Below are 23,016 nucleotides of genomic sequence, written 5' to 3' on the forward strand. Positions count from 1 at the left end.
GACGCGAGCATTCAATGAGCGAGGATCGAAGCAAAGGGGTCGCAGGCGAGGACATGCGCTTTCGCCTGTTGGTCGATGCGGTGGTCGACTATGCGATCTACATGATCGATCCCGACGGCATCATTACCAGCTGGAACGCCGGCGCCAGGCGTTTCAAGGGTTATGAAGAAGCCGAGATCCTTGGCCAGCATTTCTCGCGTTTCTACACCGAAGAAGACCGCAAGGCCGGTTTGCCGCAACGGGCGCTGGATACGGCGCTGCGTGAAGGGCGTTTCGAAGGCGAAGGCTGGCGGGTGCGCAAGGACGGCACGCGTTTCTGGTCGAGCGTGGTGATCGATCCCATCCGCGCCGCCTCGGGTGAGTTGCTGGGCTTCGCCAAGATCACCCGCGACCTCACCGATCGCAAAATGGCCGAGGAAACCCTCAAGCAAAGCGAGCAGCAATTTCGCCTGTTGGTGCAAAGCGTCACCGATTACGCGATCTACATGCTTGCGCCCGATGGACGGGTGTCCAACTGGAACCCCGGGGCGCAGCGCATCAAGGGCTATTTGCCCGAAGAGGTCATCGGCCAGCATTTCTCCATGTTCTATACCCCCGAGGACCGGGCTGCCCACGAGCCGCAACGGACCCTGGACGTTGCCGTGCGCGAAGGGCGCTTTGAAAACAAGGGCTGGCGCCTGCGCAAGGATGGCACGCGGTTTCTCGCCCATGTGGTGGTAGACCCGATCTGGGGCGAAACCGGCACCTTGCTGGGCTTTGCGAAGATCACCCGGGATATCACCGAGACGGCCCAAGCCCAGCAGACCCTTGAGAAAACCCGCGAAGCGCTGTTCCAGGCGCAGAAAATGCAGGCCATTGGCCAACTCAGCGGCGGGATTGCCCATGACTTCAACAACCTGCTGACGGTGATCCTCGGCAACCTGGAAATTGTCCGCAAACGCGTGGGAGACGAGCCGCGCCTGACCCGCCTGCTGGACAACGCTACCCAGGGCGCCCTGCGCGGTGTTTCCCTGACCCAGCGCATGCTGGCCTTTGCCCGGCGCCAGGAACTCAAGGCCGAACCTGTTCAGGTCCCGGCACTGGTGGAGGGCATCATGGGCCTGCTGCGCAGTTCCCTGGGGCCCTCGGTGAAAATCGAAACGCACTTTTCGCCAGAGCCCGAGCCGGTCATGGCCGACGTCAATCAGCTGGAACTGGCGGTGCTCAACCTCGCGACCAACGCCCGGGATGCCATGCCCAATGGCGGGCATCTGGTGCTGCGCACCCGTCTGGAGGTGGTGCTCGAGCAGCCCCAGGCGAGCCTGCGGCCAGGGCGCTATGTGTGTCTGTCCGTCAGCGACACCGGGGTCGGCATGGATGAAGCGACGCTCGCGTCGGCGATGGACCCGTTCTTCACTACCAAAGGCGTCGGCAAGGGCACGGGCCTGGGGCTTTCGATGGTGCACGGCTTCATCGAACAGATGGGTGGGCGCTTTGTGCTCAAAAGCGAAAAAGGCGAGGGCACCACCGCTGAACTCTGGTTGCCCGTCGCCCAGGCAGGTTCGGTGGCCGAGGTTGCGGATACCGCGCCCCCTGCACCTGAGGTTCCGCGCTTGAATGTGCTGGTGGTCGATGACGACAGCCTGGTGCTCACCAGTACCTGTCTGATGCTCGAAGACCTGGGACACCGGGTCAGCGTCGCCGATTCCGGTGCACAGGCGTTGCGCATCATTGAAAGCGAGCAGCACTTCGATCTGGTCATCACCGATATGGCCATGCCGCAAATGAATGGTGCCCAGTTGGCCCAGGCAATCCGGATCCTGATGCCGACCTTGCCGATCATCCTCGCCACGGGTTTTGCAGAAAGCCTCGATGGTTTCGCGGCCGGGCTTCCGCGTTTGTCCAAACCCTTCAACCAGAACAGTCTGGTGGACATCATCGCTTCGGCGATGAAGTGAGCTGGCGATTGCGTTGCTCATAGCGCGCGAGCATCGGCTGGGTGCTGATGCCGTGCAGCAGAATGCTCAACGCCACCACCGACAGGGTGAGATCGGTGCAAAGGCTGGCCACCGCCGGCGAAAGGTCGTGATTCAAGGCGTAGAACAGATAGTAAAAACTGCCGATGCCGCGAATCCCGAACCAGCCGATCAACAATCGTTGCCGGCCATTGAGCAAGCTGCCCCAGGGCACGAGTCCGACGCTCAGGGGGCGAATCACGCAGAACAGCAGCAGGGCAACCGGAAGCGCGCGCCAGTCCCAGTGCCCGACCAGCACCACGCCGAGCAAGGTCACCAGGAACACCTCCATGGCCCGCTCAACCAGCCCGCCAAATGCCAGCATGTCGCCGATCATGATGCCGGCGGCCACCTGTGCGTCTTCCAGGTTCGATACATCGCCATGCACGGCATCGCCGGGCTCGACATGCTGATGACCCACCACCGCTTGAACCAGGTGTTCGGCTGGTGGCTGCGAGTGCCCGGCTGATTTGACTTCGGCCCTGCGCAAGCCAAGGCCGGCGGCAAACACCGAGAGAAAGCCGTAGCCGTGTACTGCCTCCGCAGCGACATAGGCCAGGGCAATCAGGGCGAAGGTCAGGTAATCGTTGGGCGACAGCGTGCTGTCTTCATTGCGGATACGCATCGACAGGGTCAGGCGGCCGATTCCACGGCCCAGGCAGTAGCCGATCAGCAAACCGGCGGGCACCGCCCACAACACGCGCTTGAGCGCCCAGTCATCGAGCCACGCCATGGACGAGCTTTCGCCTTGTTGCAGAACCAGCAAACCAAGGATGACAAACGGAAACGCGATGCCGTCGTTGAGGCCGGCCTCGCCAGAAAGCCCGAAGCGTACCGGGTCGTCATCTTTCGCATCGTTGACCTGCACCAGAGACGCCAATACCGGATCGGTGGGCGCCAGAATCGCGCCGATCAGCAGGGCCAGTCCCCAGCCGAGGTCGAAGGCGTAATGCAGGAAGAGGCAGACGCCGGTGATGCTCAGCAGCATCACCGGGCCCGCCAACCCGAAGGCCACTCGCCATTTGCGGTTCTTCAGCGGCAGTCGCAACTTCAGTCCGCAGACGAAGAGTGAAAACAGCACCGCGACTTCCGTCAGGTGCTCCATCCAGAAGGCGGCTTGATCCAGATTCAGATTGAGCCAGCCCAGGCCCGCTGGCCCGATGGCCACGCCCAGCACCAGGCACACGGCCGAGGTGGTCACGGGCATCCAGCGCAGATACGAGGAGGTGAGCGCCAGCGCGAGCAGCACGGCACCCAGCACCGCGACCCAGGCAACGAAACTCATGGTTGCAATGGTGCGGGCATGTTGACCTCCGGAAACGAAGAGCCGCTGTGGCTGAGCCCATAGGTTCTGGAGTTCGGGACTGGGTTACTAGTTCCAAATTTCAACGGTGCCCCTGTGGGAGCGGGCTTGCTCGCGAAGGCGTCCGTACAGTCAACATTGATGGAGATTGACAGTCTGCATTCGCGAGCAGGCTCGCTCCCACAGGGAATTTGCGTTGTGGTCGAGAGGGATCAGGCCTTCAGGTTACGCAAGCTGCGCTCCATCCGGGCAATGCCTTCTTCCAGCAATGACCGTGGGCAGCCGAAGTTCAGGCGCACGAACTGTTTGCAGTCGTCGCCGAAATCCAGGCCCGGGCTCAGGCCGACCTTGGCCTGTTCCAGGAAGAACTGCTGCGGGTTGTCCAGCCCCAGGGCTGAGCAGTCGAGCCAGGCCAGGTAGGTGCTTTGCGGCACATTCATGGTGATGCCCGGCAGGCGGGTGCGCACGGCGTCGACCAGGCAATCGCGGTTGCCTTGCAGGTAAGTGTTCAGTTCGGCCAGCCAGGGGCCGGCTTCGCTGTAGGCCACCCGGGTTGCTTCCAGACCCAGCGGATTGACGCTGTCGACCATGCCGCAACGGGCGTGGTTGACCTTTTCGCGCAGATGACGGTCCTGAATGATCATGAACGAGGTCTTCAGGCCGGCGATGTTATAGGCCTTGCTCGCGGACATCAGGGTGATGGTGCGCTGGGCGACTTGCGGGCTCAGGGTGGCCATCGGAATGTGCTTGCGGCCGTCGAAGCACAGTTCGGCATGGATCTCGTCGGAGATGATCCAGGCGTCGTGTTCCAGGCAGATGTCGGCGATGGCTTGCAGTTCGGCCCGAGGGAAGGACTTGCCCAGCGGGTTGTGCGGATTGCTCAGCAGCAGCGCGCCGCCCCCTCGCAGCGACTGGCTCAGGGTGGCGAGCGGCGTGGCGTAGGTGCCGTCCGCTTGCGCGTCGAAACCCAGCTCGACCTTGTTCAGGCCCCAATGGCCCGGTGCATGACGCAGCGGCGGATAGTTGGGTACCTGCACCACGACATTCTGCTGCGGCTGGACCAGCGCCTTGAGGGCCATGTTGAAGCCCGATTCGACGCCCGGCAGGAAGATCAGCTCCTGGGGCTCGATGCGCCAGGCGTACTTGTTCCACAGGTCGGCGACAATGGCTTCGCGCAGGTTGTCCGGGGCCACGCTGTAACCGACCATCGGGTGCTCCAGGCGCTTTTGCAGGGCCTGGATGATCATCGGTGGCGCGGCGAAATCCATGTCGGCGACCCACATCGGCAACACATCGGCCGGGTAGCGGCTCCATTTGGTGCTACCGGTGTTGTGGCGGTCGAACACCTGATCGAAATCGAAAGTCATGCGGGGTCTCGTGAAGGCGGGGTTAATCATGCCCGCCATGATAAGCGCCAATCGGTTCAAACAACACAATCACTGTGGGAGCTGGCTTGCCAGCGATGACGGCGGCACGGTCAAAATTGATCTTGGCTGACCCACCGCCATCGCGGGCAAGCCCGCTCCCACAGGTTTCGACAAACGGCCGACGGTCGGTTTTCACACAGATTGTCGGTGTGTTGACTAAAGTTTGAGATGTCGGCAGCCCGTCTGCCGCGCCCGTGACTGTCCAGAAAAAATCCGGCAAAGCACCGGATCTCCACCTGATCAGGAGTGCACGATGGACCTCAGCCGTCGTCAGTTCTTCAAGGTCGCCGGTATCGGCCTTGCAGGCTCAAGCCTGGGCGCGTTGGGCATGGCCCCGACGCCTGCCTTTGCCGAACAGGTGCGTCATTTCAAGCTCGCCCACACCCATGAAACCCGCAACACCTGCCCGTATTGCTCGGTCGGTTGCGGGTTGATCATGTACAGCCAGGGCGATGCGGCGAAGAATGTCGCGCAAAGCATCATTCACATCGAAGGTGACGCCGACCATCCGGTCAACCGCGGCACCCTTTGCCCCAAAGGGGCAGGCCTGCTGGACTTCATCCACAGCCCCGGCCGCCTGCAATACCCGCAGGTGCGAAAGCCCGGCAGCAGCGAGTGGACGCGCATCGGCTGGGATGAAGCCCTCGATCGTATCGCCGACCTGATGAAGGCCGACCGCGATGCCAACTTCATCGAGAAGAACGCCCAGGGCCAGACGGTCAACCGCTGGCTGACCACGGGTTTTCTCGCGGCATCGGCGGCGTCCAACGAAGCGGGTTACATCACCCACAAGGTGGTTCGCAGTCTCGGCATGCTGGGGTTCGATAACCAGGCGCGTGTCTGACACGGCCCGACGGTGGCAAGTCTTGCCCCGACGTACGGCCGTGGTGCCATGACCAATACCTGGACCGATATCGCCAACGCGAATCTGGTTCTGGTGATGGGCGGCAACGCAGCAGAAGCGCACCCTTGCGGCTTCAAGTGGGTGACCGAAGCCAAGGCGCACAACAAGGCGCGGCTGATCGTGGTCGATCCGCGTTTTACCCGGACCGCCTCGGTGGCTGACTATTACGCGCCGATTCGCACCGGCACCGACATCGCCTTCATGGGCGGGCTGATCAATTACCTGCTGACCGAGGACAAGATCCAGCACGAATACGTGCGCAACTACACCGACGTTTCGTTCATCGTCAAAGCCGGCTATGGCTTCGAGGACGGCATTTTCAGCGGTTACGACGTGGCCAAGCGTGCCTACACCGACAGGTCCGGCTGGGGTTACGAGCTGGGCGAGGACGGTTTCGCCAAGGTCGACCCGACCCTGCAGGATCCGCAGTGCGTCTTCCAGCTGATGAAGCGGCATTACAGCCGCTACACCATGGAACTGGCGAGCCAGATCTGCGGCATGCCGGTCGATGCGATGAAAAAAATCTGGGAAGAAATCGCCACCTGCTCGCAACCGGGCAAGACCATGACGATTCTCTATGCCCTGGGATGGACTCAGCATTCGATCGGTTCGCAGATCATCCGCAGTGCGGCCATGGTGCAATTGCTGCTGGGTAACGTCGGCATGCCCGGCGGCGGCGTGAACGCCTTGCGCGGTCACTCCAATATCCAGGGCCTGACGGACCTGGGCCTGTTGTCCAACTCACTGCCCGGCTACCTGACCTTGCCCCTGGACGCCGAGCAGGATTACAACGCCTATATCGTCAAGCGCACTCAGAAACCGCTGCGTCCGGGGCAGTTGTCCTATTGGCAGAACTACAGCAAGTTCCACGTCAGCCTGATGAAAGCCTGGTACGGCGCCAATGCCACGGCCGAGAACAATTGGGCCTACGACTACCTGCCCAAACTCGACATCCCCAACTACGACATCCTCAAGGTCTTCGACCTGATGGGCCAGGGCAAGATCAACGGCTACATGTGCCAGGGCTTCAACCCCATCGCCGCGTTGCCCGACAAGAACCGGGTGATGGCAGCGCTGGCCAAGTTGAAATGGCTGGTGGTGATGGACCCGCTGGCCACGGAAACCTCGGAGTTCTGGCAGAAAGTCGGGCCGTATAACGACGTGAACACCGCCAATATCCAGACCGAAGTGATTCGCCTGCCCACCACCTGTTTTGCCGAGGAGGACGGCTCGCTGGTCAACAGCAGTCGCTGGCTGCAATGGCACTGGAAAGGTGCCGATGGCCCGGGCGAAGCGCGCACCGACGTGCGGATCATGACCGAGCTGTTCCTGCGCCTGCGTCAGCGTTACCAGGCCAACGGCGGTAAATATCCCGATCCGCTGCTCAAGCTGTCGTGGCCGTACAAAATCCCCGAAGAACCTTCACCCGAAGAGATCGCCAAGGAGGTCAACGGCTACGCCACCACAGACTTCACCGATGCCACGGGCGCGGCGATCAAGACCAACGCGCAGCTGGCCGCCTTCAGCCAGCTCAAGGACGACGGCAGTACGGCGTCCGGCTGCTGGATTTTCTGCGGCAGCTGGACTGAAACCGGCAACCAGATGGCGCGCAGGGACAACAACGACCCTTACGGCATGCATCAGCACCAGGGCTGGGCCTGGGCCTGGCCGGCGAACCGGCGGATTCTCTACAACCGCGCCTCGGCCGATCCGCAAGGCAAGCCATGGGATCCGAAAAAACGCCTGGTGTGGTGGAACGGCAAGGCCTGGGGCGGCACCGATGTGCCGGACTACAAGGCCGACGTGGCGCCGGAAGCGGGGATGAATCCATTCATCATGAACCCCGAAGGCGTGGCGCGATTCTTCGCCGTCGACAAGATGAACGAGGGCCCATTCCCCGAACACTATGAGCCGTTCGAGACGCCCATCGGCATCAACCCGCTGCATCCGCAGAACAAGAAAGCCACCAGCAACCCGGCGGCGCGGATCTTCGATTCGGTGTGGGACTCCCTCGGCGTGGCCAAGGATTACCCGTACGCGGCCACCAGTTACCGCCTGACCGAGCATTTCCACTTCTGGAGCAAGCACTGCCGGCTCAACGCGATTGCCCAACCCGAGCAATTCGTCGAGATCGGCGAGGTGTTGGCCAAGGAGAAAGGCATCGCAGCCGGCGACCGGGTACGGGTCAGCAGCAAGCGCGGCTTCATCGAAGCGGTGGCGGTGGTGACCAAGCGCATCCGGCCGCTGCAGGTCAACAACCAGGTGGTGCACCAGATCGGTATCCCGCTGCACTGGGGCTTCACCGGCCTGACGCGCCACGGTTACCTGACCAACACCCTGGTGCCGTTCCTCGGCGATGGCAACACCCAGACCCCGGAATCCAAGTCATTCCTGGTCAACGTGGAGAAAATCTAAATGGCCAGCCAAGACATCATTGCCCGCTCGGCCACCACCACCGTGCCGTCGTCGGTGCGCAACCTGGAGGAAGTCGCCAAGCTGATCGACACCACCAAATGCATTGGCTGCAAGGCCTGCCAGGTCGCCTGTTCGGAATGGAACGAACTGCGCGACGAAGTGGGGCATAACCACGGCACCTACGACAACCCGCAAGACTTGAGCGCGGAAACCTGGACCCTGATGCGCTTCACCGAGCACGAAACCGACGCCGGCAACCTGGAATGGCTGATCCGCAAGGACGGTTGCATGCATTGCGCAGAACCCGGCTGCCTGGCCGCATGCCCCAGTCCCGGGGCGATCATCAAGCACGCCAACGGCATCGTCGATTTCAACCAGGACCATTGCATCGGCTGCGGCTACTGCATCACCGGTTGCCCGTTCAACATTCCGCGCATTTCGCAAAAGGACCACAAGGCCTACAAATGCACGCTGTGTTCGGACCGGGTGGCGGTGGGACTGGAGCCGGCCTGCGTGAAAACCTGTCCGACCGGCGCCATCGTGTTCGGCACCAAGGAAGACATGAAGGTGCACGCCGCCGAGCGCATCGTCGACCTCAAGAGCCGCGGTTTCGATAATGCCGGCCTGTACGACCCGGCCGGCGTGGGCGGCACCCATGTGATGTACGTGCTGCACCATGCCGACACGCCGAAGCTCTACGCCGGGTTGCCTGCCGACCCGGCGATCAGCCCGCTGGTGAGCCTGTGGAAAGGCGTGAGCAAACCGCTGGCGCTGCTGGCCATGGGCGCGGCAGTGGTGGCCGGCTTCTTCCACTACGTGCGCGTGGGGCCGCAGATTGTCGAGGAAGATGAAATGCCCCATGGCCCGGATCCGGCCGTGCATGAAGTCGATCCTTCGGTGCACACCTACGATCCAAAACGGGAGAACAGGCCATGATCCGCAAAGAGATCCTGCGCTACACCGCCAACCAGCGCACCAATCACTGGCTGGTGGCCATTCTGTTTTTCATGGCCGGGCTGTCAGGGCTGGCGCTGTTTCATCCGGCGCTGTTCTGGCTGAGCAACCTGTTTGGCGGCGGCCCCTGGACGCGCATTCTGCATCCGTTCATGGGCGTGCTGATGTTCCTGCTGTTTCTCGGCCTGGTGTTTCGTTTCTGGCGGGCCAACTACTTCATTGCCAATGATCGCTTGTGGCTGCGGCGTATCGATCGGGTGATGAAGAACGAAGAGGAGGGCGTGCCCGCCATCGGCAAGTACAACCCGGGGCAGAAACTGCTGTTCTGGACTTTACTGCTGTGCATGCTGGTGTTGCTGTTCAGCGGGCTGGTGATCTGGCGTGCGTATTTCAGTGCGTACTTCGGCATCACCGCGATTCGCTGGGCGATGCTGCTGCATGCGCTGGCGGGTTTCGTGCTGATCCTGAGCATCATCGTGCACATCTACGCCGGCATCTGGATCAAGGGTTCGGTCAGCGCAATGTTGCACGGCTGGGTCAGCCGCGCCTGGGCGAAGAAACACCATGAGCTCTGGTATCGCGAGATTGTTCGCGATGGCACGCGCGACAAGGCTCCCGAGCGACCGATCACGAAAAAGGGCTGACACTTGCCAACCATTCTCGAACCCGGACAAATCGAAGCGGCGGCCGGTTCGCCGCCGTTTCTGCATCTGCCACCGCATAACCTGTTCACCCTGCGCGCCGAGCGCCTCGACCATCTGGCCGAAGGGCATCCGCTGGCCGATTACCTGCGCCTGCTGGCCGGGTTGTGCCGGGCGCAACAGCAGGTACTGGATGATCCGCCGTCCAGCGAACCCCTTGATCGACAACGCATCGAGTTGTGCCTGGAGCACGGGTTGCCGCCATTCGCCGCCGACAGTTTGAGTCGTGAAGACGATTGGCAGGGGTTTCTCGATGCCCTGTTGCAGCGCTATCTCGCCCCTGAGCAACCCGCCGTGGTTGAAGCCCTGGACACACTGCGCCAGGCCAGCCCCGGGCAGCGCCGGGTGTGGGCGGTGGCGTTGCTCAGCGGGCAATATTCAATGGTGCCGGCGGCATTGGTGCCGTTCCTCGGCGCGGCTCTGCAAACAGCCTGGAGTCATTGGCTGCTGAGCACGCCAAACCTGTCGCTGACCCAGGGCCCGGGCCTCAGCCAATGTCCGGCCTGCGGCTCGCCCGCCATGGCCGGGGTGATTCGCAATCGCGGCAAGCACAACGGCCTGCGCTATCTGGTCTGCTCGTTGTGCGCCTGCGAATGGCATGTGGTGCGGGTCAAATGCGTGTATTGCGAGCAGAGCAAGGGCCTGGAATACCTCAGCCTCGAAGACGATCGCCACGCCGCCAATCAGGCGCCGCTGCGGGCCGAGGTCTGTCCGGGCTGCAATGCCTATTTCAAGCTGGTGTATCTGGAGAACGACGCCCAGGCCGAGGCCCTGTCGGCGGACCTGAGCAGCCTGATGCTGGACATGCGCCTGGCCCAGGACGGTTACCAGCGTCTGGCGCCGAATCTGTTGCTGGCGCCGGGAGACGAGTGAGCACAGGGTCTACACTCTGGCGCGACGGCCACTGTTTCACGGACGCATTCGTTCCCGCTGGGAAACGCATTCAAATGTGGGAGCGAGCCTGCTCGCGATGGGGCCGGGTCAGACACTGCCAATTCCGGAGCGCCCAATGCCCGCAAGCCTTGCCAGCCAACCCCTGCGTTTACCCTCCATCGACAGCCTGCTTCGCCATCCGGCGTGCCAGCCCCTGGCCGAACGCTATGGGCGCGAAGCCTTGTTGGCTGCCTTGCGGCAACTGCTTGATGAGTTGCGTGAGAGTGTGCAGCGGGGTGAGATACAAACCGTTGAAACCAGCCCCGAAGTACTCGCAGGCCGCGTCGGGGAACGCCTGGCCAGCCAGCATCGCAGCCATGTGCGCCGGGTGTTCAACCTCACCGGCACCGTGCTGCACACCAATCTGGGGCGCGCGCTGTTGCCGGAAGAAGCCATCGAGGCCGTGCAAATGGCCGCGCGCTATCCGCTCAATCTGGAATTCGACCTGCACAGCGGCAAGCGCGGCGACCGCGACGATCTGATCGAAGGGCTGATCCGCGAGTTGACCGGCGCCGAAGCGGTGACCGTGGTCAATAACAATGCCGCCGCAGTCCTGCTGACCCTCAACAGCCTGGGGGCGCGCAAGGAAGGCATCATCTCCCGGGGCGAACTGATCGAAATCGGCGGCGCGTTTCGCATTCCCGACATCATGGCCCGCGCCGGGGTGAAGCTGCATGAAGTCGGCACCACCAACCGCACCCACGCCCGGGATTACGAGGCGGCTATCGGCCCGCGCAGCGGCCTGGTGATGCGTGTGCACGCCAGCAACTACAACATTCAGGGTTTCACCACCAGCGTGCCGACCGCGGAGCTGGCGCAACTGGCCCACCGACATGGCTTGCCGTTGCTCGAAGACCTGGGCAGCGGCAGCCTGCTGGATCTCACGCGCTGGGGCTTGCCCGCCGAACCTACGGTGCGCCAGGCGTTGCTCGATGGCGCGGACATCGTCACCTTCAGCGGTGACAAGTTGCTCGGTGGACCCCAGGCCGGGTTGATTGTCGGGCGCAAAGAGCTGATTTCAAAGATCAAGAAAAACCCGCTCAAACGCTCGCTGCGGGTCGACAAACTGACCCTGGCTGCGCTCGAAGCCGTGCTGGGGCTGTACCGCAACCCGGATCGATTGGCCGAGCGCCTGCCGAGCCTGCGCCTGCTGACGCGGCCCCAGGTCGAGATTCTGGCGCAGGCGGAACGTCTGCAACCTTCATTGGCGCGGGTGCTGGGCGCGGCCTGGAGCGTCAGCGCAGTGCCGGCACTGGGCATGATCGGCAGCGGCAGCCAGCCGGTGGCGCGGCTGCCGAGTGCGGCGCTGTGCCTGCGCCCGCACAGTTCGAAACGTCTGCGCGGGCGCTCTCTGCACGGGCTGGAAGAGGCGCTGCGCGGCTTGCCGATTCCGGTGCTCGGGCGCATCGACGATGACGCCTTGTGGCTCGATTTGCGGCAACTGGACGACGAGGCGGCATGGCTGGCGCAACTCGATCAGTTGCAAGGCGAGGAGCGGGCAGGGTGATCGTCGGCACCGCGGGGCACATCGACCACGGCAAGACCGCGTTGCTCCAGGCCTTGACCGGACAGGCCGGGGACCGGCGCCGGGAAGAGCGCGAACGGGGCATGACCATCGACCTCGGCTACCTCTACGCCGCGCTGGAACCGGGCGCGGCGCTCACCGGTTTTATCGACGTCCCCGGGCATGAGCGCTTCACCCACAACATGCTCGCCGGGGCGCAGGGCATCGACCTGGTGCTGCTGGTGGTCGCCGCCGATGACGGGGTGATGCCGCAGACCCGTGAACACCTGGCCATTGTCGAGTTGCTGGGCATCCCGCGGGCGCTGGTGGCGATCAGTAAATGTGATCGGGTTGATCCACCCAGAGTGCTGGCGGTGCGTGAGCAAATCGGCGCCCTGCTGGCGCCGGGTCCTTATGCCGATACGCCTTTGATCGCCCTGTCGAGCGTCACCGGGGAGGGCGTCGAGACGTTGCGTCAGGCTTTGCTCGAGGCCCAGCGTGAAGTACGACAGCGTAGCCTCGACGGCGGGTTTCGCCTGTGGATCGACCGGGCATTCAGCGTGGCGGGCGCCGGGATTGTGGTCACCGGAACGGCGCTGTCGGGGCAGGTGGCGGTGGGCGATACGCTGCTGCTGGGGCCCCAGGGCAAGGCGGTGCGGGTGAGGGGCCTGCATGCGCAGAATCAGGCCGCCGATACCGCCATGGCCGGGCAGCGTGTGGCGTTGAACCTCAGCGCGGATCGCCTGGCGCTGGAGCAGATTCATCGCGGACAGTGGCTGGCCGCCGAGTGGCTGTACGCGCCGACCCAGCGCCTGGATATCGACTTGCAGTTGCTGGCCAGCGAGTCCCGCGCCTTCGAACATTTTCAGCCGGTGCACGTGCATGTTGGTACTCAGGACGTGACCGGTCGCGTTGCGTTGCTCGAAGGGGCCAGCCTGGCGCCGGGGGCGCGCATGTTCGCGCAGCTGCTGCTCAATACACCGGTGCAGGTGGTGAAGGGCGACCCGTTGATCCTGCGGGACCAGAGCGCGCAACGCACCCTGGGCGGCGGCCGGGTGCTCGACCCGTTCGCGCCGGCCCGGCAACGTCGCAGTCCAGAGCGACTCGCGCAGTTACGCGCACTCAATGACAGCTTCAGACACGCCCTGGGCATCGAAGCCATTTTGCCGGCGTTGCTGGCCAGCAGTGACACCGGGCTCGATCCGCAGCGCCTGGAGCGTCAGTTCAATCATCCGCGCGTCAGCTGGGTAATACCAAATGACGTGCGCCTGATCGACACGCGTAAAGGCCCAGTGTTATTCAACACGGCCGGATGGCAGGCGTTGAAGGCCGAACTGCTGCAGCATCTGGCGCGTTTTCACGAGCAGGAACCGGATCAGATGGGCCCGGATCGCGATCGCCTGCGCCGCTTTGCCGGCACGGCCCTGGACCGTGCGACCTTCATCAGCCTGATCGACGAATTGCTCGCTGAGGGTGCTGTTTGCGCCAGCGGTCCCTGGTTGCATTTGCCAGCGCATCAAGTTCGCCTGAGTGAAGCGGAGGAAGCGCTCTGGCAACAGTTGCAGCCGCAGTTCGATGCGGCCGGTTTCGACCCGCCATGGGTGCGTGATCTGGGGTACGACGAAGCATTGGTGCGCGCGTTGCTGCGCAAAATGGCGCGCTTGGGGCTGCTGCATCAGGTGGTGCGTGACCTGTTCTACACCGATACGGTGATTCGTCGCCTGGCGGCTATGCTGTTGCAACTGGCCGACGACAACCCGGTGATTCAGGTGGCGGCTTTTCGCGATGCGCTGGGAGTGGGGCGCAAGCGCAGCATCCAGATTCTCGAATACTTCGACCGGCTGGGGCTGACACGGCGCATGGGCGACCGCCGCCAGATACGCATGGACAACGCGCTGGCACGGCGAACGGATTGATTTCAAGGAAGGTAATCGCGCCCGGTGGCGCGGCCGGGCTTCAAACCCGGTTGGGGACGGCATCCGTTCCCGGGCAGGTTCGACTCCTGCTACCTTCCGCCATTTCTGTAGGAGCGAGCCTGCTCGCGATGGACGTCAACGATAACGCTGGCAGCCTGACACCCCGCGGTGTTTTGTAGTCCATCGCGAGCAGGCTCGCTCCTACAGGTGTGATGTGTTTCTCGCAAGTTTTTCGCGGGTCTGCAACCGCCCGTCTATGCTGGGCAGACCGACTCCCTATCTGCGCAGTGACCTGCCAGGAGACTCCGATGTTGCCCACTGAGCTCACAGAGAAAACCTGGTCCCGCGGTCTGCTCGATGTGTTGATCCGCGCCGGACTGATCGTGGTGCTGGTGTTGTTCTGCTTTCAAATCTTCAGCCCCTTCCGCGACTTGATGTTGTGGTCGGTGATCCTGGCGATCACCCTGTATCCGTTGCAGACGCGGCTCATGGGACCGCTGGGGCAAAAGGAAGGGCGCATTGCGACGCTGATCATTCTGGTGTCGATCATTCTCCTGATGGTGCCGATCTACCTGCTGGGCACTTCGATCGCCGATTCGGTCGATGGCGTCATGAGCTCGGTGCGCAACGAAGGTATCCATATTCCCGCGCCGCCTGAATCCGTTGCCCAATGGCCAATAATCGGCAAGCCGATCTCGGCGATCTGGTTGCAGGCGGCCACCGATCTGCCTGGGCTGACCACGAAGTACATCCCGCAAATAAAGGGCGTCAGCATGACTCTGCTGGGCAAGCTGGCGGGCGTCGGCATGGGGTTCCTGACCTTTATCTTTGCGCTGATTATCGCCGGGATCTTCATGGCCTACGGTAAAGCCGGCAGTCGCGCGGCGGTGCAGATTGCCTCGCGGATCAGCGGCCCGGACAGGGGACCGGATATCGCCGCCTTGTGTACCGCTACCATCCGCGCCGTGGCGCTCGGTGTGGTGGGTATCGCTTTCATCCAGATGCTGCTGGTCGGCCTGGGGTTTGTGTTCAAGGGCATTCCCGGTGCGGGGTTGCTGGCGCTGGCGGTGTTGCTGCTGGGCATCATGCAACTGCCGGTGACGCTGATCACGATTCCGGTGATTGCCTATGTGTTCAGCACCGAGGGCGCCACCACCGCGACAATCGTCTTTTCCGTCTACGTGTTCGTGGCCGGGCTGGTGGACAACGTGCTCAAGCCCCTGATGCTGGGACGCGGTGTCGATGTGCCGATGCCGGTGGTGCTCATCGGCGCCCTGGGCGGCATGGTCACCAGCGGCATCATCGGCCTGTTCATCGGTCCGGTGATACTTGCCCTCGGCTATCAACTGTTCTGGCAGTGGGTCCAGGACCGGCCGGCGCAGTAGGGTGCGCACTGACCGATCGGCACAAGGGGCGTCACGGCCAGCAACGTTCGACGTGAACCTCAGCCGATCGGCTCGGCGGTACAGCTGGTTTCTTTTGCGCCAGGCTTCTGGAACACAATCACACCGTCGGCCTGCCAGAAGCTGTAAGGCCCCAGACTGTCCTTGCCGGTGTAGCGCTTGCCCATATCACTGGGCACCTGGTTCAGCGTGATCGAGTTCTTGGCCCATGTCAGGTACACGACGCCGGGCTGGGTGGTGAAGAAGGTCGCGGCCAGCGGTGCATTCAACCCGGGGCAACGAAACGCCAGGGGGCCTTCGGTGAGCCGGTCCGGGTCCTTGGTCCTGACGATGGCCGAACCTTGGCGCAACTGGTACGCGCGCTCGGCATAAGCGCGAATTACACAGGCCCTGGGCTCGGCTTCAGAGGCGCACTGATTACGCTCCTGGACCCAGAACTGCTGGTCGACCATGACTTTGTCGGGCAGTGGTACTGAATGCTCATCGGTGATTGCCAGGCGATAAAGGCGGTTCAGTTCGATATCCATCTGCGCCAGCTGGGAATCGCGGCAGATGAGTTTTTCGATGGAGGCCGTTGCACTGGCGCAATCAAAACTGGTCTTGAAGCTTGCCGCGTCGACGCGGGTGCTCGTCGCCATGCAGGCGCTGGCACCCAGCACGCAGGTGAGAATGGCCGTGACCGATTTCATGTTGGCTTCACCCCCGGATCATGACGTGATGCCCGATTGACGTGGGAGTTATCGATCCGTGAACAGACATTGATTGGCATAGGTGTACGGAGTGTAAGTCAGCCCCGGAAACTTGCCACATGGCCTGACGGCTGGGTACGGTGGCGGCCTTGCGGATCGACCGCACCAGCGTCAACGGGAGTGCCATGAACGAACGACTCAGGATCCGCCCGGCCGTTGCCGAGGACGAAAGCGCCGTGCGCGCTTGTGCCGAGCAAGCCTATGCGCCGTATGTGAGCGTGATAGGACGAAAACCGGCGCCCATGTCGGCGGATTACCGGGCGCAGATTGCAGCCGGTCAGGTGTATGTATGCACGGGAGAGCGAGGTGAGCTGCAGGGTTTCATCGTGTTCTTTGCGGTGGACCGGCACATGTTGCTCGAAAACGTGGCCGTTGCCCAAAGCGCACGCGGGCAAGGAATCGGCAAAGTGCTGATCAGTTTCTGCGAGGATCAGGCCCTGCGTTCGGGCCTGGGCAGTGTGCAGCTCTACACCAATGCCAGGATGACCGAGAATCTGGCGATCTATCCGAGGCTCGGCTACCTCGAAGTCGAACGTCGCTCGGAAGATGGATTTGATCGCGTCTACTTCGAAAAAACCCTGAATTGACGACGGCGAAAGCCCCGTGGCGAGGGGTTGCCTCGCCACGGTTTGCTGGTGTTACGACAGGGAAAACTGGGTATAGCCTTCGGCACCGCCGCCGTAGTAGCCCGCAAGCGGTGCTTCGAACAACGGTGTTTGTGATTGCAGGCGCTCGACCAGATCGGGGTTGCCGATGAAGGGTTTGCCGAACGAGACCATGTCCGCATGGTTCGAGTCGGTGGCCTGCACGGCACGCTGGCGGTCATAGCCGTTGTTGGCGATGTAGGCACCGCCGAATGCCGTGCGCAGCGCCTGTACGTCAAACAGCTCGGCGCCATTGCCGCCGTGCAACTGACCTTCGACGATATGCAGGTAGGCCAGGCCAAGGTCACCCAGGCGACGCACCAGATAGCCGTAGGTCTCCATCAAGTCACTGTCCAGCGGGATATCGCCAATGGCGGTGGACAGTGGTGACAGCCGCAAGCCCACGCGGTCCGCGCCCCAGATCTCGGCAACGGCTTCCACGACTTCCAGCGGGAAGCGAGCACGGTTCTCGATGGAACCGCCATAGCGGTCGTCGCGGTGGTTGGTGCTGTCGCGCAAGAACTGCTCCAGCAGGTAGCCGTTGGCAGCGTGTACTTCCACACCATCAAAGCCTGCCTCCTTCGCCAGTCGCGCCGCGTGACGATAGTCCTCCAGGATGCCGGCGATTTCCTCGGTGGCCAGCGCACGGGGCATCGACGGCGGCAGGTTGCCGGCTTCCGTGAAGACATTGCCACCGGCTTGGATCGCCGACGGCGCCACGGGCGCTGCGCCATTCTTTTGCAGGCTGACGTGGGACATACGGCCGACGTGCCAGAGCTGCATCACAATGCGCCCACCGGCCTCGTGGACCGCCTTGGTCACAGGCGCCCAGGCCTCCACATGCGCCTGGGTGTAGATCCCCGGGGTATAGGCATATCCGCGACCCTGACGGGAGATGTTGGTGGCTTCGGTGATCAGCAAACCTGCCGAAGCACGCTGTGCATAGTATTCGACCGCCAGCGGCGTCTGCACGCCATCCATCCCGGCGCGGGAGCGGGTCAGTGGCGCCATGGCGATCCGGTTGCGGACTTCGATAGCACCCAGGCGAGTAGGGGAGAACAGAATTTCGTCAGACATGGCAGCTCCAAATACAGTGCAGAGGGGTAGGAAACACCCTGCCAGCCCGTGTGGGCCGGCAGCTCATCAAGTGAGGCTCAGCATGCGCGCTGCGCTGTCATTCATATAATTTACTTGTTGAATTTAAGATATTCAGGTGGCGATATAACTGGCGATCAGCCCCCGGCGGACCGACGTTGTATTCTTCATCGGTGATCTTTTCCACCCAGACCACATATAGCAACGCCGTCATGCTCCGCGTGGATACCCGGGAGAACGCTTTCGATGGAAGTCAACCGATTCGGTGACATTGCCGCGTTTGTCGCGGCGGTGAAGGCTGGAAGTTTCACCGCTGCTGCCGATTCCCTGGGCCTGACCCGTTCGGCGGTGGGCAAAAGCATCGTGCGCCTGGAAAGCCGCATGGGCGCGCGCCTGCTCAATCGCACCACGCGCAAGTTGAGCCTGACCGATGAGGGGCAGGTCGCCTATGAGCGCTGGCGGCAGATTCTCGAGGATCTGGACGAAGTCGAGGCGACCATGGCCCTGCGGCGTGGTCGGCCCACCGGCACGTTCAAACTCACCGCGCCGCTTTCGTTTGGCCAGCGGCATATACTGCCGATCCTCGATGCTTACCTGAAGCAGTGGCCCGACCTGCGCGCGGACGTGTGGTTTACCGATCGCTTTGTCGATCTGGTCGAGGAGGGCGTCGACATCGCCATCCGCATTGGTGCGCCGAAAGATGACTCGCAATTGCTGACCCGCACCGTGGGCTGGCAGCAGTACGCGACCTGCGCCTCACCGTCGTATCTGGCCCGTTGTGGCGTGCCGCAAACGCCGGCCGAACTGGTCGGCCATGACACCATCGCCTTCGGCAGTGGCGAGCGAACCGTGGCTTGGCGGTACCAGACACCGACCGGCCTGCACCTGCATGAACTGCCGGGAAGGCTGAACATCGACAGTTCCGAGGCCATGCGCGAAGCGGCGCTGACGGGCATCGGCCTGATTCATCTGCCGACCTACATCACCGGTAACGACCTGCGCGACGGCACGCTGGTCGAAGTGCTGCGGCCTTACCGCGCGCCGCCGGACCCCATCCGGGTCGTGTACCCGAACAAGCGTCACCTGTCGCCGCGGGTGCGCAGCTTTATCGATCTGATGGTTGGCCTTTGGGAAGCGGGCGTGCCTTGGGAAAGGTAAGCCGATTGGGGAATTCAGGGACCGGGTAATGGTCGCCGGCTGCAGTTTATCCGGGCTGGGGATTCAATAAAGATGCAGTCATCGTCACTTACGAGGCTGCCATCATGACCCACGCTACCGAGCTTTTTGCGCAATCATCGGCCACCCTGCCAACCCCGCACCCGATGCTCGGGCGTCATCCCGGCTTTCAACGCCTGTTCAAGCCAGAGGCCCTGACCATCGGCCTGATCCTGCCCCTGGAAACTCATCCGGGTCGCCCCGCGCCGACCATGCGCGGTCACATCGAGATGGCGCAACGCGCCGAAGCCCTGGGCTTTGGTGCGTTGTGGATGCGCGACATTCCGTTCTATGACCCCAACTATGGCGACGTCGCGCAAATCTTCGAGCCCCTGGTGTACATCGGCTACCTGGCTGCCGCTACCCGCAGCATTGTGCTGGGCACCACCGGCATCGTGCTGCCGACGCGCGAGCCGATGTACCTGGCCAAGCAGGCGGCTTCTCTGGATCAACTCAGCGAAGGGCGCCTGGTGTTGGGCCTGTCCTCGGGCGATCGCTTCAGCGACTACCCGATGCTGGGGATCGACTTCGAATCCCGTGGCGATCGCTACCGGGATGCCTACTCGGTGTTTCGCACCTTGCTGGAGCAGCGTTTCCCGCAGTTCCGTTCCGAGCGCTTCGGTGGTTCGTCCGGCGCCCTGGACCTAGTGCCGAAAGCGCCGTACGGCCGCGTGCCGTCGATTGCGGTGGGCCAGGCACAGCAGAGCATCGAATGGCTGGCCCAGCATCTGGATGGCTACCTGGCCGGGGTGCAGAGCCCGGAACGCCTGGCAGCGCTGGGCGAAAGCTGGCACAGCCTGGTGAAGGAAGCCGAGGGTCGCAATGCCTTCAAACCCCTTGGGCTGGGCGGTTATCTGGATCTGAGCGCGAACCCGGATCAACCGTTCCAGCGCATCCAGGGTGGTTTCCGCGCCGGGCGCAACGGCCTGCGCGATTACCTGGAGCAGGCGCAATCGGCCGGGGTTTCGCACATCGCGCTCAATCCCAAGGTCAGCCGCCAGCCTTATGGCGAAATTCTCGATGAACTGGGCGAGTACGTCTTGCCGCACTTCCCGTCACATGTGTGAGCTGGCCCACCGTCCTTGGGAGGAAACCTTCATGTCATCGCTATTCGAGTCTTATGATCTGGCGGGTACGCCGTTGACCAACCGTATCGTCATGGCGCCGATGACCCGCGCACGTGCCCACGACACCGTGCCTTCCGCCGACATGGCAACCTATTACGCGCAACGTGCGGGCGCCGGACTGATCATCACTGAAAGTGCCCAGGTGTCCCCACAGGGGCGGGGTTATCTCTATACGCCGGGTATCCACACCGACCGGCAGATCGAGGGCTGGAAACGCGTGACCGATGCGGTTCATCGAGCCGGTGGCCGCATGTTCATCCAGCTCTGGCATGTGGGGCGTGTTTCCCATGTGTCCTTGCTGGAGGGCCGGGCACCTGTCTCGCCAGTGGCCGTGGCCGCCGCGCAAACCCTGGTGCATGCCTACGACAACGACGGCCTGCCTGCACAGGTCGCCGCCAGCGTGCCCGTGGCACTGGATTCCAACGGCATTCGCCAGGTGATTGCCGACTTTCGCCAGGCCGCGATCAATGCCATGGCGGCGGGTTTTGACGGCGTGGAAATTCATGCCGGCAACGGCTTTCTGTTCGAGCAGTTCATCAACGGCGGCCTGAACACCCGGGAAGACCGATACGGCGGTACATCAATCAGCAATCGCTTGCGCTTGTTGCTGGAGACCGTCGATGCCGTGAGCGCACAGATCGGCCATCAACGGGTCGGCGTTCGCGTTTCACCCTTTGCCCGACTGGCGGACCTGCATCCGTTCGAGGAAGAGGAGGCGACCTGGCTGGCATTGGCCGGCGCGCTGTCGCAACGGCGGATTGCCTACCTGCACGCCAGTCACCTGGGGACCCCGGCGTTTCACAAGGCCTTTCGCGCAGCGTTCGACGGCAGCTTTGTATTGTCAGGAGGCTTCACCTCTGAAACGGCCCGACAGGCCATCGATGAAGGCCTGACCGATCTTGCGGTGTTTGGCCGGCCGTTCATTGCCAACCCCGACCTGGTCGACCGCATGCGTCATGGCTGGCCGCTGGCCGAAGCGGGGCGCGAGGCTTTCTATGGTGGGGGAGCCCGCGGCTATATCGATTATCCCGCGTACTCGGTGGAAGAAGCCCTGCCGGCGTAGGGCCTTGGGAAGGCCAATTCCTGGCAGGCGCGATTGTTCGCCATAGTGAACAATCAATTCAATTTTCTGCCGTAGTCAGGCCCATAACCGGTGCTTACTCTGGAGGTGAAATTCAAATTCACCACCGCAGCGAGACCTGTCATGACCAATGCCAGCGACAACAATGAAATTGCTCAGTACATCCACGGGGTCCATGTCACCGGTAGCGGAACCCGCACACAGCCGGTTTTCAACCCTGCCACCGGTGCCGTCAGCAAGCAGGTGCGCCTGGGCAACACCCAGGATGTAGACGCCGCCGTGGCGTCCGCCGAAGCGGCCTTTCCCGCGTGGTCGGACACACCGCCGATTCGCCGGGCCCGGGTATTGTTCAAGTTTCTGGAATTGTTGAACCAGCATAAAGACGAGCTGGCACACATCATCACTGCCGAGCATGGCAAGGTCTTCACCGATGCCCAGGGCGAAGTGGCCCGTGGTATCGATATCGTCGAGTTCTCCTGTGGCATTCCGCAATTGCTCAAGGGCGACTTCTCCGACCAGGTGTCCACCAACATGGACAACTGGACACTGCGCCAGCCTCTGGGCGTGGTGGCCGGCATCACACCGTTCAACTTCCCGGTGATGGTGCCGATGTGGATGTTCCCGGTGGCCATCGCGGCGGGCAACACCTTCGTGCTCAAGCCAAGCCCGACCGATCCGAGCGCCAGCCTGTTCATGGCTGACTTGCTCAAGCAGGCCGGCCTGCCCGACGGCGTGTTCAACGTGGTGCAGGGCGACAAGGAAGCGGTTGACGCGCTGCTGGTCCACCCGGACGTGAAAGCTGTGTCCTTCGTAGGCTCCACGCCGATCGCCAACTACATCTACGAGACCGGCGCCCGTCACGGCAAGCGCGTACAAGCCCTGGGCGGCGCGAAGAACCACATGGTGGTCATGCCTGACGCTGATATCGATCAAGTGGTCGATGCCTTGATCGGCGCGGGCTATGGCTCGGCGGGCGAGCGTTGCATGGCGATTTCGGTGGCGGTGCTGGTCGGCGATGTGGCGGACAAGGTCATTCCGAAACTGGTGGAACGTACCAGGGCGCTCAAGGTGCTGAACGGCAGCAACCTGGCCGCCGAAATGGGCCCGATCGTCACGCCGGCTGCGCATTCGCGCATCACCGGCTACATCGAAAAGGGCATCCAGGAAGGCGCGAAACTGTTGGTGGACGGCCGCAATTTCAACAGCGCGGACGCCGGTGAAGGTTGCGAGGAAGGCTTCTGGATGGGCGGCACGCTGTTCGACCACGTGACCCCGGAGATGACCATCTACAAAGAGGAAATCTTCGGCCCGGTGCTGGCCTGCATGCGCGTGGCCGATTTCGCCACCGCCGTGCAACTGGTCAACGATCACGAATTCGGCAACGGCGTGGCCTGTTTCACCCGCGATGGCAACGTCGCCCGTGAGTTCAGCCGTCGCATCCAGGTCGGCATGGTCGGCATCAACGTGCCGATTCCGGTGCCGATGGCCTGGCAGGGTTTTGGCGGCTGGAAAAAGAGCCTGTTCGGCGACATGCATGCCTACGGCGAAGAGGGTGTGCGCTTCTACACCAAGCAGAAATCCATCATGCAACGCTGGCCGGAAAGCATCGGCAAAGGGGCTGAGTTCGCGATGCCGACGGCGAAGTAAGTCT

Annotated in this window: 17 protein-coding genes and 1 tRNA gene; 14 read left to right on the forward strand and 4 right to left on the reverse strand. The window is 62.8% G+C overall.

Annotated elements, in window-relative coordinates:
* The first annotated feature begins 14 nt into the window (after positions 1 to 14).
* Positions 15 to 1,937, forward strand: a complete 1,923-nt coding sequence (locus ABTV29_RS14450; RefSeq protein ID WP_433771303.1) for a PAS domain S-box protein — start codon at positions 15 to 17, stop codon at positions 1,935 to 1,937.
* On the opposite strand, the gene ABTV29_RS14455 is transcribed toward ABTV29_RS14450, so the two are convergent.
* Together ABTV29_RS14455 and ABTV29_RS14460 are read right to left on the reverse strand one after the other, a co-directional pair.
* Positions 1,915 to 3,279, reverse strand: a complete 1,365-nt coding sequence (locus tag ABTV29_RS14455; protein ID WP_433771305.1) for a cation:proton antiporter — start codon at positions 3,277 to 3,279, stop codon at positions 1,915 to 1,917. The two genes, ABTV29_RS14450 and ABTV29_RS14455, sit on opposite strands and share 23 nt — an antisense overlap.
* Positions 3,280 to 3,509: 230 nt before the next feature.
* Positions 3,510 to 4,664, reverse strand: coding sequence for a MalY/PatB family protein (locus tag ABTV29_RS14460; protein WP_433771307.1), 1,155 nt, complete (start codon positions 4,662 to 4,664; stop codon positions 3,510 to 3,512).
* Positions 4,665 to 4,977: 313 nt separating this feature from the next.
* Between ABTV29_RS14460 and fdnG the strand changes: the two genes are divergently transcribed.
* From fdnG to ABTV29_RS14500, 8 genes are all read left to right on the forward strand, one after another.
* Entirely contained in the window at positions 4,978 to 8,043 is a 3,066-nt protein-coding gene (fdnG, locus tag ABTV29_RS14465; protein ID WP_433771309.1) for a formate dehydrogenase-N subunit alpha, read from the forward strand.
* On the forward strand, positions 8,044 to 8,979 hold the full coding sequence (gene fdxH / locus ABTV29_RS14470; protein WP_433771311.1) for a formate dehydrogenase subunit beta: 936 nt from the start codon (positions 8,044 to 8,046) through the stop codon (positions 8,977 to 8,979). It abuts the gene before it with no gap.
* Positions 8,976 to 9,641 carry a formate dehydrogenase subunit gamma gene (locus ABTV29_RS14475; RefSeq protein ID WP_433771313.1) on the forward strand — a complete coding sequence of 222 codons (666 nt, stop codon included), beginning with the start codon at positions 8,976 to 8,978 and terminating at the stop codon, positions 9,639 to 9,641. The genes fdxH and ABTV29_RS14475 overlap by 4 nt, the downstream gene beginning before the upstream one ends.
* A gap of 3 nt (positions 9,642 to 9,644) precedes the next feature.
* Entirely contained in the window at positions 9,645 to 10,571 is a 927-nt protein-coding gene (gene fdhE / locus ABTV29_RS14480; RefSeq protein WP_433771315.1) for a formate dehydrogenase accessory protein FdhE, read from the forward strand.
* A gap of 136 nt (positions 10,572 to 10,707) precedes the next feature.
* Positions 10,708 to 12,138 carry an L-seryl-tRNA(Sec) selenium transferase gene (gene selA, locus ABTV29_RS14485; protein ID WP_433771317.1) on the forward strand — a complete coding sequence of 477 codons (1,431 nt, stop codon included), beginning with the start codon at positions 10,708 to 10,710 and terminating at the stop codon, positions 12,136 to 12,138.
* Positions 12,135 to 14,051, forward strand: coding sequence for a selenocysteine-specific translation elongation factor (gene selB, locus ABTV29_RS14490; RefSeq protein WP_433771319.1), 1,917 nt, complete (start codon positions 12,135 to 12,137; stop codon positions 14,049 to 14,051). Before selA ends, selB begins: the two co-directional genes overlap by 4 nt.
* A 6-nt stretch (positions 14,052 to 14,057) precedes the next feature.
* Positions 14,058 to 14,153, forward strand: a tRNA-Sec gene (locus tag ABTV29_RS14495).
* A 206-nt stretch (positions 14,154 to 14,359) separates the two neighbouring features.
* The gene (locus ABTV29_RS14500) at positions 14,360 to 15,436 is read left to right on the forward strand and encodes an AI-2E family transporter (RefSeq protein WP_433771321.1); all 1,077 of its coding nucleotides are present in this window, start codon (positions 14,360 to 14,362) and stop codon (positions 15,434 to 15,436) included.
* Positions 15,437 to 15,495: 59 nt separating this feature from the next.
* Here ABTV29_RS14500 and ABTV29_RS14505 read toward each other — a convergent pair whose 3' ends face one another.
* Entirely contained in the window at positions 15,496 to 16,143 is a 648-nt protein-coding gene (locus ABTV29_RS14505) for an MliC family protein (protein WP_433771323.1), read from the reverse strand.
* A 185-nt stretch (positions 16,144 to 16,328) separates the two neighbouring features.
* Between ABTV29_RS14505 and ABTV29_RS14510 the strand changes: the two genes are divergently transcribed.
* Complete coding sequence (locus tag ABTV29_RS14510; protein WP_433771325.1) at positions 16,329 to 16,790, forward strand: GNAT family N-acetyltransferase; 462 nt, start codon at positions 16,329 to 16,331, stop codon at positions 16,788 to 16,790.
* Between the two features lie 51 nt (positions 16,791 to 16,841).
* On the opposite strand, the gene ABTV29_RS14515 is transcribed toward ABTV29_RS14510, so the two are convergent.
* On the reverse strand, positions 16,842 to 17,924 hold the full coding sequence (locus ABTV29_RS14515) for an alkene reductase (RefSeq protein ID WP_433771327.1): 1,083 nt from the start codon (positions 17,922 to 17,924) through the stop codon (positions 16,842 to 16,844).
* Positions 17,925 to 18,188: 264 nt separating this feature from the next.
* On the opposite strand from ABTV29_RS14515, the gene ABTV29_RS14520 reads away from it, so the two are divergent.
* From ABTV29_RS14520 to ABTV29_RS14535, 4 genes are all read left to right on the forward strand, one after another.
* On the forward strand, positions 18,189 to 19,100 hold the full coding sequence (locus tag ABTV29_RS14520; RefSeq protein ID WP_433771329.1) for a LysR substrate-binding domain-containing protein: 912 nt from the start codon (positions 18,189 to 18,191) through the stop codon (positions 19,098 to 19,100).
* Between the two features lie 104 nt (positions 19,101 to 19,204).
* Entirely contained in the window at positions 19,205 to 20,224 is a 1,020-nt protein-coding gene (locus ABTV29_RS14525) for an LLM class oxidoreductase (RefSeq protein WP_433771331.1), read from the forward strand.
* Between the two features lie 31 nt (positions 20,225 to 20,255).
* Positions 20,256 to 21,347: an alkene reductase gene (locus ABTV29_RS14530; protein WP_433771333.1), complete on the forward strand. Its 1,092-nt coding sequence runs from the start codon at positions 20,256 to 20,258 to the stop codon at positions 21,345 to 21,347.
* Positions 21,348 to 21,488: 141 nt separating this feature from the next.
* Entirely contained in the window at positions 21,489 to 23,012 is a 1,524-nt protein-coding gene (locus tag ABTV29_RS14535; RefSeq protein ID WP_433771335.1) for a CoA-acylating methylmalonate-semialdehyde dehydrogenase, read from the forward strand.
* Positions 23,013 to 23,016: the final 4 nt, after the last annotated feature.

The sequence above is a fragment of the Pseudomonas putida genome, from assembly GCF_050989985.1.
Lineage (GTDB): Bacteria > Pseudomonadota > Gammaproteobacteria > Pseudomonadales > Pseudomonadaceae > Aquipseudomonas > Aquipseudomonas putida_AI.